General features: G+C 60.4%; 12 protein-coding genes. 4 read left to right on the top strand and 8 right to left on the bottom strand.

The window, feature by feature from the left end; all coding sequences use genetic code 11:
• Window positions 1–49 precede the first annotated feature (49 nt).
• Window positions 50–2,680: a DNA mismatch repair protein MutS gene (gene mutS, locus DWB67_RS12625; RefSeq protein ID WP_119807899.1), complete on the top strand. Its 2,631-nt coding sequence runs from the start codon at window positions 50–52 to the stop codon at window positions 2,678–2,680.
• Entirely contained in the window at window positions 2,677–3,783 is a 1,107-nt protein-coding gene (gene aroC / locus DWB67_RS12620; protein ID WP_119807898.1) for a chorismate synthase, read from the top strand. Before mutS ends, aroC begins: the two co-directional genes overlap by 4 nt.
• Here the strand turns inward: aroC and DWB67_RS12615 are convergent.
• The 8 genes from DWB67_RS12615 to DWB67_RS12580 form a co-directional block, all read right to left on the bottom strand.
• Entirely contained in the window at window positions 3,774–4,649 is an 876-nt protein-coding gene (locus DWB67_RS12615; protein ID WP_119807897.1) for a ribokinase, read from the bottom strand. The genes aroC and DWB67_RS12615 overlap by 10 nt on opposite strands.
• A 118-nt stretch (window positions 4,650–4,767) precedes the next feature.
• Window positions 4,768–5,808 (bottom strand): cytochrome c1, encoded by a 1,041-nt coding sequence (locus DWB67_RS12610; protein ID WP_370453594.1) that lies wholly within the window; start codon window positions 5,806–5,808, stop codon window positions 4,768–4,770.
• A gap of 13 nt (window positions 5,809–5,821) precedes the next feature.
• The gene (gene petB / locus DWB67_RS12605; protein ID WP_119807896.1) at window positions 5,822–7,144 is read right to left on the bottom strand and encodes a cytochrome b; all 1,323 of its coding nucleotides are present in this window, start codon (window positions 7,142–7,144) and stop codon (window positions 5,822–5,824) included.
• A gap of 11 nt (window positions 7,145–7,155) precedes the next feature.
• Window positions 7,156–7,719: a ubiquinol-cytochrome c reductase iron-sulfur subunit gene (petA, locus tag DWB67_RS12600; RefSeq protein WP_119807895.1), complete on the bottom strand. Its 564-nt coding sequence runs from the start codon at window positions 7,717–7,719 to the stop codon at window positions 7,156–7,158.
• A 172-nt stretch (window positions 7,720–7,891) separates the two neighbouring features.
• Window positions 7,892–8,665 carry a DNA repair protein RadC gene (gene radC / locus DWB67_RS12595; protein ID WP_119807930.1) on the bottom strand — a complete coding sequence of 258 codons (774 nt, stop codon included), beginning with the start codon at window positions 8,663–8,665 and terminating at the stop codon, window positions 7,892–7,894.
• A gap of 46 nt (window positions 8,666–8,711) precedes the next feature.
• Window positions 8,712–9,881 (bottom strand): molecular chaperone DnaJ, encoded by a 1,170-nt coding sequence (gene dnaJ / locus DWB67_RS12590; protein WP_119807894.1) that lies wholly within the window; start codon window positions 9,879–9,881, stop codon window positions 8,712–8,714.
• An 85-nt stretch (window positions 9,882–9,966) separates the two neighbouring features.
• Window positions 9,967–11,877, bottom strand: a complete 1,911-nt coding sequence (dnaK, locus tag DWB67_RS12585; RefSeq protein ID WP_119807893.1) for a molecular chaperone DnaK — start codon at window positions 11,875–11,877, stop codon at window positions 9,967–9,969.
• A 204-nt stretch (window positions 11,878–12,081) separates the two neighbouring features.
• Window positions 12,082–12,906 carry an ABC transporter permease gene (locus DWB67_RS12580; RefSeq protein ID WP_255418668.1) on the bottom strand — a complete coding sequence of 275 codons (825 nt, stop codon included), beginning with the start codon at window positions 12,904–12,906 and terminating at the stop codon, window positions 12,082–12,084.
• A gap of 157 nt (window positions 12,907–13,063) precedes the next feature.
• Between DWB67_RS12580 and cysQ the strand changes: the two genes are divergently transcribed.
• Together cysQ and DWB67_RS12570 are read left to right on the top strand one after the other, a co-directional pair.
• Window positions 13,064–13,861, top strand: coding sequence for a 3'(2'),5'-bisphosphate nucleotidase CysQ (cysQ, locus tag DWB67_RS12575; RefSeq protein ID WP_119807892.1), 798 nt, complete (start codon window positions 13,064–13,066; stop codon window positions 13,859–13,861).
• Between the two features lies 1 nt (window position 13,862).
• A complete protein-coding gene (locus DWB67_RS12570; RefSeq protein WP_119807891.1) occupies window positions 13,863–14,663 on the top strand; it encodes a 3-deoxy-manno-octulosonate cytidylyltransferase in 801 nt (266 codons plus the stop codon).
• Window positions 14,664–14,800: the final 137 nt, after the last annotated feature.

The raw sequence follows: 14,800 nt of genomic DNA, 5'->3' as shown, positions 1-14,800 counted from the left end.
CGCACGCAAGCAGCTAGATACAGGGGCCAGAGGACAGCGAAGGACCGTCATGACCGACCAGCCCACCCCAATGATGGCGCAATATCTTGCGATCCGCGAGGCGAACCCTGGTGCGCTGCTGTTCTATCGCATGGGCGACTTCTACGAGATGTTCTTTGACGATGCGGTGCAGGCCGCCGCCGCATTGGACATCGCGCTGACAAAACGTGGCACATATCAGGGTGAACCGATCCCGATGTGCGGGGTGCCTGTCCATGCGTCCGAAAGCTATCTGCTAACGCTGATCCGCAAGGGGTTCCGCGTCGCCATCGCCGAACAGATGGAGGACCCCGCCGAAGCCAAGAAGCGCGGCAGCAAATCCGTCGTGGCCCGCGATGTCGTCCGCCTTGTCACCCCCGGCACCCTGACCGAGGAATCGCTGCTGGAGGCGCGCCGCCACAATTATCTTGCCGCCTATGCACAGGTTCGTGACGAAGGGGCGCTGGCATGGGTTGATATTTCGACTGGTGCGTTTCAGGTGATGGAATGCCCGCCGTCGCGTCTGGCCCCCGAACTGGCCCGCCTGACCCCGCGCGAGGTTCTGGCCGCAGGCTATGAGTTCGAGGAACTGGTGCAGGACGCCGGCGCTGCCCTGACCGATCTGCATGCCGGTGCCTTTGACAGCAGCGCGGGCGTGCGGCGGCTGTGCGCGCTTTACGGCGTCGAAACGCTGGACGGGTTCGGCAGCTTTACCCGCGCCGAACAGGGCGCCATGGGCGCGATCGTCGATTATCTGGACATGACGCAAAAGGGCAAGCTACCCCTGCTGCGCCATCCGGTCCGCGAACAGGCGGGCGGCGCGATGCAGATCGATGCCGCCACCCGCCGCAATCTGGAACTGACGCAGGCGTTGTCCGGTGGTCGCGAAGGGTCGCTGCTGGCCGCCATCGACCGCACGGTGACCGCGCCGGGTGCGCGTCTGCTGGAACGGCGCGTCAGTGCGCCCAGCCGTGATCTGACGCTGATCCATGCGCGTCAGGATGGCGTTGCGATGCTGGTCGATGATCCGCGCCTGCTGGCCGATCTGCGCAACGCGCTGGCCCGCGTGCCTGATATGGATCGCGCCCTGTCGCGGCTGGCGCTGGAACGGGGCGGTCCGCGCGATCTGGCTGCGATCCGCGCTGGGCTGACCCAAGGGGCGGCCATTGCCGAACGCCTGCCCGAAGATGCTGCGCCGGTCCTGCGCGACGCGGTGGCGCACCTGACGGGCCATGACGACCTGATCGACCTGCTGGACGACGCGCTGGTGGCAGAACCGCCCTTTCTGGCCCGTGACGGTGGCTTCGTCGCGGAAACCTATGACGAGGATCTGGACCAGACCCGCCGCCTGCGCGACGAAGGTCGCGGCGTCATTGCCGGAATGCAGGCCGAATATGCGGCCATGGCCGGTGTCAGCGCGCTGAAGATCAAGCATAACAACGTGCTGGGCTATTTCATCGAAACCACGACCACCCATGCCGAACGCATGATGGCCGCGCCGCTGAACCAGACCTTTATCCACCGCCAGACCACCGCCAACCAGATCCGCTTTACCACGGTCGAGCTGTCGGAACTGGAGACTCGCATCCTCAACGCCCGCGACCGCGCCTTGGAGATTGAGCGCGGCATCTATGACCGCCTGCGCGCCGCCGTGCTGGACCACGCCGGACCCATCGGACAGGCGGCGCGGGCGCTGGCGGAAATCGACTTGGCGGGCGCCTTCGCCGATATTGCATCCGGCGAAGGCTGGGTGCGCCCGCAGGTCGATGACAGCCGCGCCTTTTCCATCACCGGCGGGCGGCATCCGGTCGTGGAACGCGCGTTGAAGCGCAAGGCCGAAAGCTTTGTCGCCAATGACTGCGACCTGACCCAAGGCGCGACGCCGGCCATCTGGTTGCTGACCGGTCCCAACATGGCGGGTAAATCGACCTTCCTGCGCCAGAACGCCCTGATCGCGGTCTTGGCACAAGCGGGCGGTTTCGTGCCCGCCCGCCATGCCCATATCGGCATCGTCAGCCAGTTGTTCAGCCGTGTGGGTGCCGCCGATGATCTGGCGCGGGGCCGGTCGACCTTTATGGTGGAGATGGTAGAAACCGCCGCCATTCTGAATCAGGCCGACGACCACGCGCTGGTCATTCTGGATGAAATCGGGCGCGGCACGGCGACATGGGACGGTCTGTCCATCGCTTGGGCGGTGATGGAGCATTTGCACGCCGCCAACCGCTGCCGCGCCCTCTTTGCCACGCATTACCACGAAATGACCGCCCTGACTGCGCGGCTGGACGGCGTTGAAAACGCCACCGTGGCCGTGCGCGAATGGGAAGGTGACGTGATCTTCCTGCATGAGGTCCGCAAAGGTGCCGCCGACCGCAGCTATGGCGTGCAGGTGGCGCGTCTGGCCGGTCTGCCCGCATCGGTCGTGGACCGCGCAAGGCAGGTTCTGGACGCGCTGGAATCGGGTGAACGCCAAGGTGCCGCCCGTCCCGCCGCGCTGATCGACGATCTGCCGCTGTTCCGCGCGGCCCCGCCAGCCCCCGCACCTGCCAAGGCATCCCCGCTGGACGCGGCGCTGAAAGCGGTGCATCCCGACAGCCTGACCCCGCGCGAGGCGCTGGATCTGGTCTATCAATTGAAAGCCCTGACCGAGGACGCCCGAGCATGAGCTATAACACTTTCGGCCGCGAATTCCGTTTCACCACTTGGGGTGAAAGCCACGGCCCTGCGCTTGGCGCGACCGTCGATGGCGTCCCCCCCGGCGTCCCGCTGTCCGAGGAATATATCCAGCGCTTCATGGACCGCCGCCGCCCCGGCACCAGCAAACACACCACCCAACGGCGCGAGGCCGATCAGGTCCGCATCCTGTCGGGGGTGTTTGAAGGCGTGACGACCGGAACCTCGATCCAGCTGATGATCGAGAATACCGACCAGCGGTCCAAGGATTACGGCGATATCGCCACCAGTTTCCGCCCCGGTCATGCCGATATCAGCTATCACCTGAAATACGGTGTGCGCGATTATCGCGGCGGCGGTCGCTCATCAGCCCGCGAAACGGCGGCGCGGGTGGCGGCAGGGGCGGTGGCCCATGCGGTGCTGGCGCAGCTGGCACCCGATATGCAGATCATCGGCTATATGGTGCAGATGGGCGATATGCATCTGGACCGCAACCGCTTTGACGCGGATGCCATCGACGGCAACCCGTTCTTTTTGCCCGATGCGGGGGCGGTCGAGGCTTGGTCTGATTATCTGGACGGCATCCGCAAGGACCAGAACAGCGTCGGCGCCGCGATCGAAGTGTTGGTGCGGCACTGCCCGCCGGGCGTTGGTGCGCCGGTCTATGCCAAACTGGACACCGATCTGGCCGCCGCCATGATGTCGATCAATGCCGTCAAAGGCGTCGAGATCGGCGAGGGTATGGCCGCGGCCAGCCTGACTGGCGTGTCAAACGCGGACGAGATTCGCATGGGCGAAAACGGCCCCGAATTTCTGTCGAATCACGCGGGCGGTATCTTGGGCGGTATTTCAACGGGTCAGGACATCGTGGTGCGGTTTTCGATCAAACCGACCAGCTCGATCACCACGCCGCGCCGGTCGATCAATTCGCGGGGCGAGGAAATCGAGGTCATCACCAAGGGCCGCCACGACCCCTGCGTTGGCATCCGCGCCGTGCCCGTGGCCGAGGCGATGGCCGCCTGCGTATTGTTGGATCACCTGCTGATGGACCGCGCGCAGACCGGTGGCCTGCGCGGGCGCATCGGTCAGGATTGATCGGCCAGAAAGGCGTCAACCTCGGATGAGGTTGGAATGGCATCGCCCGCGCCTTCGCGGGTGACTTGCAATGCGGCAGCAGCCGATGCGCGGCGCAGCGCGCCGGGAATGGCCAGCCCCGCATCCAGACCGGCGGCGAAATAGCCCGCGAAGGTATCGCCCGCGCCGGTCGTATCCACGGGCGTCACCTTGAAGGATGCCTGTTCATAGGTCTGGTTATCGGTCAGATCGTGGTATTCGGCCCCCTGCGACCCGCGGGTGATCAGCAAACCCTGCACCGTCATATCGCCCGAAAGCGATGCGAACAGCTGGGCGGCCTCGCCCTCGTTCATGGCAAGGATGCTGACATGGGGCAGGACGTCGCGCACGGCGTCCAGATCGAAAGGTGCGGCAGAATAGATGACCCGCGCCCCTTGCGCCCTAGCGGCCTTGGCCGCGGCGACCTGACCATTGGTTTCATTCTGGATCAGCAGGATGTCGCGATCCGAAAAACCCGCCAGCGTTTCGGTCAGTGCAGCTTCGTCGATGGCGCGATTGGCACCGGGATGGATGATGATGGCGTTTTCGGCATCGCGATCCACCATGATAATCGCATGGCCCGTCGCCTCATCCGGCAGGCGGGCGATATGGGTGGTATCGACGCCTTTGGAGGCAAGACTGTCCAGAACCCAGTCATCGCCGGTTCCCATTGCCCCCAAGTGATGCGTCACGGCCCCTGCCATGGCTGCGGCCACCGACTGGTTCGCACCCTTGCCGCCCAGACCGAAGCTGTGGTTGCGCGATGCCAATGTCTCACCCGGTTTGGGCAGGCTGTCCAACCGATAGGTTTGGTCGATATTGATCGAGCCCAGATTCCAGATCGCCATTGCCGTCTCCTCCGTTCCAACGGTCGCTATGTGACTGATGGCCTTACGGCTTGTCCAGAGACGAAAAAACGCGCCCGTTGCGGGGCGCGTTCGTTCAGGTCGTCATGATTGCAGGCGATCAGTGCTTCAGCTTACCCTTGTGGGGTGCCCAAAGGCGCTTGTTCACAAGATACAGCAGCGCGCTGAGAACCATCAGGAACAGCACGGCAACAAGGCCGACCATCTTGCGGTCCATCATCTTGGGTTCAGCAGTCCACATCAGGAATGCCGACATATCGGTCGACATCTGATCGACGGTGGCAGGGGTGCCATCCTCGTACGTGACGCGGTCTTCCGACAGCGGAGGCGGCATGCTGATCCAGCCGCCGGGAAAGGCGCTGTTGCCGTAAAGCACGGAACCAGCCTGTTCTTTTTCCTCACCGGTATAACTGGTCAGAACCGCGTGGATGTATTCCGGTCCGCCGATACCATTGACGAACTGGTTAACACCCAGACCGATCGGGCCGTGGAAACCGGCACGCGCCTTGGCCATCAGCGACAGGTCGGGACCCATGCCCATGCCCGACACGGTCGGGAAATGGTCGGTCGAAACGCGATCGCGCTCTTCACCCGTGGCTGCATCTACGATGGGCAGAAGGTCGCCAGCATAGGCACGCACCTGATCTTCTGGCAGGCCGGGGCCGCCATCGTCGGACAGGGCGCGGATCGGCACGAACTTCATGCCGTGGCATGCGGCGCAGACTTCGGTATAGACCTGAAGGCCGCGCTGCAGCTGGAACTGGTCATAGCTGCCGAAGGGACCTTCGAAGCTGAAGTCGATATCCTCGATATGGGCGGTCGCATGGCTGTCGCCATGGTCTTCGGCCGCATCATCGTGACCTGCATCCGCGTGTTCCGCATCGGCGTCACCATGGTCGTCCGCGACCTCGGCGGGTTCCGCCTCGGCTTCGGGCGCTGCGGGTTCTTCCGCTGCGGTTTCGACAGGTGCCGCTTCTTCTGCGGGGGTCGCGACAAAGGTCGTACCCTCGGCGGGCGCTTCTTGTGCGTCCGCCGGCTGCATCGGCACCGTGGTCGTGGTGCCTTCCTGCGCCAGCGCAAAGCCGGTCGCAGAGATCGTCAGGGCCAGCGCGGCCGTGAGCGTCTTGGTTCTCAGGGTCATTCGTTGGCTCTCCTTACTCGGCCGGTGTCGCCTTGGCGCTATAATGCGCGTTGAAGTCTTCCTCGATCGTGGCAGGCATCTGTTCGGGCTTTTCGATAACGCCCAGCAGCGGCAGGATGATCAGGAAGTAGGCGAACCAATAGGTCGAGGCTAGCAGAGCGATATAGGGATAAGGACCCTCGGTCGGCATGGCGCCAACCCACATCAGCACGATGAAATCGACGGCCAGCAGCCAGAACCACCACTTGAACTGTGGACGGTAACGGCCCGAGCGTACGCGCGACGTGTCCAGCCAAGGCACCAGTGCCATGACAATGATCGCGCCGAACATGGCCAGAACACCAAAGAACTTGGCGTCGACGATGCCGAAGGACAGGAACTGCACCAGTTGCACGGCCCAGACATCGCCATCAAAGGCGCGCAGGATCGCGTAGAAGGGCAGGAAGTACCATTCGGGAACAATATGCGCAGGCGTCGCAAGAGCGTTCGCCTCGATATAGTTGTCGGGGTGGCCAAGATAGTTGGGCATAAAGCCGACAATCGCGAAGAAAACGACCATGATGACGGTCAACGCCAGCAGATCCTTGATCACGAAATAGGGCCAGAAGGGCAGGGTATCTTTCTGCGCTTCTTCTTTCGAACCGCGACGCACTTCGACGCCGGTCGGGTTGTTGTTGCCGGTGGTGTGGAAGGCCCAGATGTGGACGATCACCAGACCTGCAATCACGAAAGGCAGCAGATAGTGCAGCGAGAAGAAGCGGTTCAGCGTCGGGTTGCCGACAGCAGGTCCGCCCAGAAGCCATGTTTGCAGCGATTCACCAATGCCGGGAATGGCGCCGAACAGGCCGGTAATCACGGTCGCGCCCCAAAAGGACATCTGTCCCCAAGGCAGAACGTAACCCATGAAAGCCGTCGCCATCATCAGCAGATAGATCAGCATGCCGACGATCCACGTGACTTCACGGGGTGCCTTATAGCTGCCGTAATACAGGCTGCGGAAAATGTGCAGATAGACGGCCACAAAGAACAGCGATGCGCCGTTCGCATGCAGATAGCGCAGCATATAGCCGCCATTCACGTCGCGCATGATATGTTCGACGCTGGCGAAGGCCAGATCGACATGCGGGGTATAGTGCATCACCAGAACAATGCCGGTGATGATCTGAAGCGCCAGACAGAAGGTCAGGACGATGCCCCAGATCCACATCCAGTTCAGGTTCTTTGGTGTCGGGATGACAAGCGTGTCATACAACAGGCCGGCAACCGGCAAGCGGCGGTGCAGCCAGCGTTCGAAGCCCGTTTGGGGCTGATAATGGTCGTGCGGTATTCCGGCCATGAGAACCCTCCTCAGCCCAGCTGAATGGTGGTGTCGTTGATGAACGACGCCACGGGAATGTGCATATTCTGGGGCGCGGGGCCCCGACGGATACGGCCAGCCGTGTCATAATGGCTGCCGTGGCAAGGACAGAACCAGCCACCGAAATCACCGGCACCATCGCCGATCGGCACGCAACCCAGATGGGTGCAGACGCCAATCTGGACCAGCCATTCACCGGCCTCGTCCATGGTGCGGTTTTCGTCGGTTGCGGGTTCGCCGGCCGACAGGTTGGGGTTCTGGGAATTCTGGTCGGTCAGATCCGACAGCGGAACGGCACGTCCCGCCTCGATCTCTTCGGGGGTGCGGCGGCGGATAAACACCGGTTTGCCCAAGAACAGAACAGTGATCTGGGTGCCGGCGGTTACGCCACTGACATCGACCGGAATCGAGGCAAGGGCCTGAACATCTGCCGATGGGTTCATTTGGTTCACAAGCGTCCAGGCGGCGGCTCCGGCGGCCACCGTGCCTGCGCCCGCCGCGGCATAATAGAGGAAATCCCTCCGGGTGCCTACGTGGTCATCTGCGTGGGACACGGGTCATACTCCAATTCGGGCCGAAATTCAGGCCGATACGACATTCCGGGCCACGTCCAAGACGTAGCCTTCGCGTTGCGGTTCTATCGTTCAATTTTACGTCAGTCTAGCCGGTAAGCCGGAAGCGCCCCGCGCATTTCGACGCATCTGTCGCAAATGCACAACGCAACGGTTACAGTAACCCTTCCGAGCAGAAGCTGAGTTCGCGTGATTTGCCGATGATCAGATGGTCATGGATCGTGATCCCCATGCTGTCGGCACCCTGCGCGATGCGGGCCGTCATGGTTATATCTGAATCGGACGGAGTAGGATCGCCCGAGGGATGATTATGCACCAGAATCAGGGCCGAGGCATTCAGTTCCAGTGCCCTGCGGATAATTTCGCGCGGGTAGACGGGAACGTGGTCCACAGTACCCTGTGCCTGCTCTTCATCCGCGATCAGGACATTCTTGCGGTCCAGATACAGCACGCGGAACTGTTCGATTTCGCGATGTGCCATGGCAGTATGGCAATAATCCAGCAGGTCCTGCCAGCTTGACAGCACGGGACGGTTCATCACACGGGCGCGGGCCATACGTTGGGCTGCCGCTTCAACGATTTTCAGTTCTGTGACCACGGCGGGACCAGCACCTTCCACGGCTTGCAATCGGGCAGATGTTGCTGTCAGCACGCGGTTGAAATCGCCGAAGGTTTCGATCAAGCGCCGCGCCAGCGGTTTGACATCCTGACGCGGAATGGCGCGGAACAGGATCAGTTCCAGCAGTTCGTAATCGGGCATGGCTGTCGCACCGCCTTGCAAAAAGCGGTCGCGCAATCGCGCACGGTGGTCTGCCAGATATGAGGGGGACGTCTTGCCGCGCGGCTGCGGAGCCACCTGCGCCACGTCGTCGGACGCGGGGGTGAATAAAGACATGGGCATTTCGCCAAAAGATCGATTCGGGTCCATGCCTGCAAGCATGGGCCCGAACGGTAAATAAAGGGTTAATCCGCGATCAGCGGGTCATCCCGTCCCAGAAGGTTTTTACCTTGCTGAAGAAGTTGTCGGATTGCGGGCTGTTGTCGGCCTTCTGTTCTTCGAACTCGCGCAGCAATTCGCGCTGGCGCGTGGTCAGATTGACGGGCGTTTCGACCGTCAGCTCGATCAGCATGTCGCCCAGATCGCCACCGGCACCGGGGCCGTGACGCAAGGGGGGCATGCCTTTGCCGCGCAGGCGCATCTGGCGTCCGGTCTGGCTGCCGGCGGGAACCTTGACCTTGGCGCGACCGCCGTCGATCGTCGGAACCTCGACCTCGCCGCCAAGCGCAGCGGTTGCCATGCTGACAGGGACCTGACAGGCCAATGTCCGTCCGTCGCGCAGGAATATCGAATGTTCCCCGATCTCGACAAAGATATAAAGATCGCCCGCAGGACCGCCGCGCAAGCCAGCCTCGCCTTCGCCCGTCAGGCGGATGCGGGTACCGGTTTCGACGCCTGCCGGAATATTGACCGACAAGGTGCGTTCGCGTTCCATGCGTCCTGCGCCGTGGCAGGATTTGCAAGGGTTCTTGATGATCTGGCCTGCGCCGCCACAGGTAGGACAGGCGCGTTCGACGGTAAAGAAGCCCTGTTGCGCGCGGACCTTACCCATACCTGCACAGGTCGGGCAGGTGGCGGGCTGGGTCGAGCCTTCGGCCCCCGTTCCGTCGCATTCGTCACAGGCTGTCGATCCGGTGACCGTGATCGGCTTCTGGACGCCGACATAGGCGTCTTCCAAGGTCACGTTCAGATTGAAGCGCAGATCCTGACCGCGCTGTGCGCGCGACCGTCCACCTCCGCCGCCACCGCGACGGCCCATCATATCCCCGAACAGATCCTCGAAAACATCCGCAAAGGCCGATCCGAAATCGCCTTGTGGTCCGGCACCGCCGCGACCCCCGCCGAATCCGCCACCACCGCCTTCGAAGGCAGCATGGCCAAAGCGGTCATAGGCCGATTTCTTCTGGTCGTCTTTCAGGCAATCATAAGCCTCGTTCGCTTCCTTGAAGCGGGCCTCGGCAGTCGTATCACCCGGATTGCGATCGGGATGCAGCTCTTTGGCCTTGCCGCGATAGGCTTTCTTGATCTCGTCGGCCGAGGCCCCGCGGCTGACCCCGAGCACCTCGTAATAGCAACGCTTGCTCATGTGTCGTCCTATTCAACTGTCCCAAAATAAAATGGGCCGCCCCGCAATACTTGCGGATCGGCCCTTTTTTGGGATACGGCCCTGATTAGCCGCGCTTCTTGTCTTCACCCAGATCTTCGAAATCGGCATCAACGATATCTTCGTCGACTTCGCGTTCCGAATCGTCCTTGGCGCCAGCTTCTTCAGCACCCTCTTGGGCTTTGTAGATCGCTTCGCCCAGACGCATGGAGGCATCCATCACGTTCTGGATGCCGGCACGGATCTTGCCTGCGTCTTCCGACTTCAAGGCTTCTTCCAATGCGCCAACGGCCAGTTCGATCGCCTCGACGGTCGAGCTGTCGACCTTATCGCCATGATCGGCCAGCGACTTGTTGGTCGAATGGATCAGGCTTTCGGCCTGATTGCGCGCTTCGACCAGATCGCGGCGATCCTTGTCGGCTTCGGCGTTGTTTTCGGCATCCTGCACCATACGCTGGATGTCTTCATCGCTCAGGCCACCCGAAGCCTGAATGGTAATGTTATGCTCTTTGCCGGTGCCTTTATCTTTGGCGCTGACCGACACGATGCCGTTGGCGTCGATGTCGAAGGTAACCTCGATCTGTGGCAGGCCGCGCGGAGCGGGCGGAATATCTTCCAGATTGAACTGGCCAAGCATTTTGTTGTCGGCAGCCATCTCACGCTCGCCTTGGAAGACCCGGATCGTCACGGCGTTCTGGTTGTCTTCGGCGGTCGAGAAGATCTGACCTTTCTTGGTCGGGATCGTCGTGTTGCGGTCGATCAGGCGGGTAAACACACCACCAAGGGTCTCGATACCCATCGACAGCGGCGTCACGTCCAACAGAACCACGTCCTTGACGTCGCCTTGCAGAACACCGGCCTGAATGGCAGCGCCCAATGCAACAACTTCATCGGGGTTCACGCCTTTATGGGGCTCTTTGCCGAAGAAATCGGTGACTTCCTGAATGACCTTGGGCATGCGGGTCATACCGCCGACCAGAACAACCTCGTCGATTTCCGACTTGGCACAACCGGCGTCTTTCAGGGCTTCCTGAACCGGCTTCATGGTGCGCTTGATCAGATCGGAAACGATGCTTTCCAGCTTTGCGCGGGTCAGCTTCATCACCATGTGCAGCGGCTGGCCGTTCGAACCCATGCTGATGAAGGGCTGGTTGATTTCGGTCTGGCTGGAGGAGGACAGCTCGATTTTGGCTTTTTCGGCAGCTTCTTTCAGACGCTGCAGAGCCATCTTGTCTTTGGTCAGATCGACGCCATGCTCTTTTTTGAATTCATCTGCCAGATAGCTGACGATGCGCATGTCGAAATCTTCGCCACCAAGGAAGGTGTCGCCATTGGTCGATTTGACTTCGAACAGGCCGTCGTCAATTTCCAGAATGGTAATATCGAAAGTACCGCCGCCAAGGTCATAGACCGCGATGGTTTTGGTTTCTTTCTTGTCCAGACCATAGGCCAATGCGGCTGCGGTCGGCTCGTTGATGATGCGCAGGACTTCCAGACCGGCAATCTTGCCGGCGTCTTTGGTGGCCTGACGCTGTGCATCGTTGAAATAGGCCGGAACGGTAATCACGGCCTGCGTCACGGTTTCGCCCAGATAGGATTCAGCGGTTTCCTTCATCTTCTGAAGGATCATCGCGCTGACCTGCGAGGGGGAATATTTCTCGTCCTTGACTTCGACCCATGCGTCGCCGTTGCCACCGTCCACGATGTTATAAGGGACCAGCTTGCGGTCCTTTTCCACGGCATCATCGCCGATGCGACGGCCGATCAGGCGCTTGACGGCAAAAACGGTGTTCGTCGGGTTGGTGACGGCCTGACGCTTGGCGGGCTGGCCGACCAGACGCTCGCCGTCGGTGAAACCGACGATGGATGGCGTGGTGCGGACGCCTTCGCTGTTTTCGATAACCTTGGGCTGGCTGCCGTCCATGATGGCCACACAGCTGTTGGTGGTGCCAAGGTCGATGCCGATGACTTTAGACATATGAATATAACCTCTCTTGCGGCGATATTATGAGCTTCGGGTCCGTTTTGGCCCCCGAGGCCCGATCCCTTCTGCGTGAAACCGATCCGGAACCTCCGGAGTGCTTCGGGGGTGTATATAGGGATGCAATTCAGCCCCGCAAGCACCGCAAGGCCGTAAAATCGGCCTTATGTGCTGCCTTTTGTCGTGAATTCAGGGTGGATCTTACTGAGTTGCCGCCCAACTGATCGATTCGTGCTTGCGGGTCGTGAAGTTGATCAGCAGTCCGACCATCAGCGTCGCGATCGAGAACCAGAAAGGATACATTAGCCATGTTTTATGCGGCGAGTAGTTGATGAACAGAAATCCGCGTTCCTGATCGATCAGGTGGAACAGGGGATTCCAGATGAACCACGGCAGCAGGAAGTTGGGCATGACATTGGCAACAAAGAATTTCCCCGAGGCAAACATATTCACCCGCTGGTAGAGGGTGGTTAACAAAGTAGCTGTGGCGGGAGACCAAGGCCGAATACCAAGAAACAAGAAGCCGACACAAACACCTGAAAACCACGCTAGGCCAAAGAGCATTGCTGCTCCTAATGGGTCATAAATTTCGATCGGTGAAAAAAAAGCATTATAAGCAAGTAGCAGTACAAGAATGCTGATCACCTGCTTGTACAAGGCTGCCAGTGCTGCTCCCGAAATCAAAACAGCAGCGTTCAAAGGCTGGTGCTTAATGATCCCAGAAGAAACAGAGTGAGAGCTTGCAATTGCACCAACTGTTTGTACGTGAAGCATAAAAACGAAAATTCCCGACATGATATATAGAAGGAAGTCGCCTCGTAGAGGCGTGCTTTTAATCCCCACCAGTCGATACAAGCCTAAGAAAATGAGCAACATTAAAGTCGTTTGTACCACGGTCAAAAGCAGGCCAATCGCCGCATTCCGGTGTCCGTTTCGCAGGTTATAGACCGTTTGGTGGTATATCAGCGCAAGCGTCGTGAATGCCGCCTGTAACATGTTCCGGCTTTGGCGTTGCTTGAACAGCATCCTGACACTCCGATCCGAATTGGTGCTGGATTGTCGCAGGCGCTGCTGTGAAAACGGTGCAACGCTTGCCGATATCCCGTCATGCTATCATAAGGATAGCAGGACCCTCACACAATCCGGCTTGGCTGGCTTGGCCTTGTCACGTAAAGGAAAGTGAATGCAATTCGATCGATTGACCACCGAGATGCGCCGCCTTGCCCTGCTGGCCGGGGAACGGATCATGGAAATCTATCAGTCCGACGATTTCGAGACACGGACCAAGGCTGATGATTCGCCGGTAACCGAAGCGGATGAAGCCGCAGATGCCATCATCTCGGCCGGCCTGCGCGAGGCATTTCCCGATATTCCGCTGGTGACCGAGGAACAGGCCGATACCCACGGCCAGATGCTGTCGACCTTCCTGATTGTCGATCCGCTGGACGGCACCAAGGAATTCGTCAAGCGCCGCGGCGATTTCACCGTCAACATCGCCTATGTCGAAAACGGCGTCCCGGTTCGCGGTGTCGTCTATGCCCCCGCCAAGAACCGTCTGTTCTATACCGCCGCCGATGGTATGTCGGTCGAGGAAAAGGCACCTTTCGGTGACAAGCCCGGTGCCGTATCGCCGATCGGTGTGAATGCAACACCTGACAACCGCGGGTTGATGGTCGTAGCTTCGAAATCGCACCGTGATGCTGCAACCGATGCCTATATCGGGCAATACGGTGTGCGCGATATGACCAGTGCCGGGTCGTCGCTGAAGTTCTGTCTGGTGGCAACGGGCGAGGCGGACCTTTATCCGCGTCTGGGTCGCACGATGGAATGGGATACGGCGGCAGGTGATGCTGTCTTGCGCGGTGCGGGCGGCGAAGTTGTCCGCTTTGATGATCACAGCACGTTTGTCTATGGCAAGTCGGGCTTCGAAAACCCGTTCTTCATTGCCTATGCCCCGGGTGTATTGCTGGTGAAGGCATAAGATGTCGGTCGTTATCGTCATTCCGGCGCGCCACGCCTCGACGCGCTATCCAGGCAAGCCCTTGGTCGAATTGCGCGGCGCTGGCGGGCAAGCGCGCAGCCTGATCCGCCGCAGCTGGGATGCTGCCATGGCCGTGTCCGGCGTGGATCAGGTGGTGATTGCCACCGATGACGACCGCATTCGCGATCATGCGACGGGTTTTGGCGCACAGGTTGTGATGACCGGCACCGGATGCCGCAACGGGACCGAACGCTGCGCCGAGGCGATCACCAATCTGGGCATCAGTCCGGAAATTGTGGTGAACCTGCAAGGCGATGCGCCTTTGACCCCCGCTTGGTTCGTCGAGGATCTGGTCGCAGGTCTGCGCGCTGCCCCTGCCGCACAAGTGGCAACGCCGGTTCTGCGCTGTTCGGGCCGGATGCGGGCCGATCTGGTCGCGGATCGCCATGCCGGTCGCGTCGGAGGAACCACAGCGGTGTTCGGGCATGACGGGCAGGCGCTTTATTTTTCGAAAGAGGTCATCCCCTTCGTGGCGGGCAATGTGGCCGATGATGCTGACAGCCCGGTGTTCCATCACGTCGGTGTCTATGCTTACCGGCCAAAGGCCCTGGCCGAATACGCCACATGGCCTGAAGGCCCGCTGGAGAAACTTGAAGGTCTTGAACAGCTGCGGTTTCTGGAACGCGGACGACAGGTCCTTTGTGTGCAGGTTCAGGCCAAGGGGCGGCAATTCTGGGAACTAAACAATCCCGAAGACGTTATACGCCTCGAACAAATGATGTCCGAAATGGGGCTGGAGTGATCACGCATTCATCAGAACAGTGCAACTTACAGCGGCCTACTGTGAATTATTTGTATCGTTCCGGCGGAATGTCTTGGCGAGTAACTGCCTAGAATATAGTCTTTGGATTGAAGTTTACGTTACTGCGTGTAGGCAGT

The sequence above is a fragment of the Paracoccus sp. JM45 genome (assembly GCF_003590715.1).
Lineage (GTDB): Bacteria > Pseudomonadota > Alphaproteobacteria > Rhodobacterales > Rhodobacteraceae > Paracoccus.
This window is presented reverse-complemented; position numbering and strand designations above follow the sequence as displayed.